This window comes from Streptomyces sp. WZ.A104, assembly GCF_002382885.1.
Lineage (GTDB): Bacteria > Actinomycetota > Actinomycetes > Streptomycetales > Streptomycetaceae > Streptomyces.
On the sequence record NZ_NWVL01000178.1, the window covers coordinates 1 to 907 of the forward strand.

Annotated in this window: 1 protein-coding gene; it reads left to right on the plus strand. The window is 66.9% G+C overall.

The features are described from left to right. Window positions 1–907: AMP-binding protein (locus CIB93_RS37005; protein WP_143660149.1), on the plus strand; the 907-nt coding region annotated here is incomplete at both ends.

The window sequence follows — 907 nt, forward strand, 5'->3', positions numbered from 1 at the left end:
CGGTTCTTCTGCGGCGTTCGGTCGAAACGGTCACCACGGTGCTGGCTCTGGCCAAGGTCGGAGCCGTTCATGTGCCGCTGGACGACCGTTATCCGGCCGAGCGCATCCGCCACGTCCTCACCGACACCGGCGTCTCACTCATCGTGACCGACGAGGCGTCACGGTCGAGACTCGCCTCCCTGCCCACGGACTTGCTCGTCATCGGCCGTCACTCCCGCCAGGGCGAATACGAGGTGCCGAACGTGGCGGCCCCATCGATCGAGCGGTGTAACCCAGGTGGTGTCGCCCCCGACGCTGCGGTGTATGTGATGTATACGTCGGGTTCAACGGGTGTTCCCAAGGGTGTTGTGGTCAGTCACCGCAACGTCGCCGCTCTGGCGCTGGATCCGCGTTTCGACGGCGGGGCTCATGAGCGTGTGCTGCTGCACTCGCCGACGGCGTTCGACGCTTCGACGTATGAGCTGTGGGTTCCTCTTCTCAACGGGGGGACTGTTGTGGTCGCTCCCGCGGGTGACCTTGACGTCCCCACGCTTCAGCAGGTGATCACGGGGCAGCGGGTGACGGCGCTGTGGCTGACCAGTTCGCTGTTCGACGTGGTCGTCGAGCATGCTCCTGAGTGTCTGGCCTCGGTGCGTCAGGTGTGGACCGGTGGCGAGGCCGTCTCCGCGGTCTCTGTGCGGCGGGTCCAGGAGGTGTGCCCGTCGGTGACGGTCGTGGACGGGTACGGGCCGACCGAGACCACTACCTTCGCCACCTGTCATCCTGTCACCCGCCCCTACACCGGGGGTCCGGTCGTGCCCATCGGCCGCCCGATGGCCAACATGCGTACCTACGTCCTGGACGGGGGACTGCAACCGGTCGTACCGGGCGTGATCGGTGAACTCCACATCGGGGGCGCGGGCCTGGC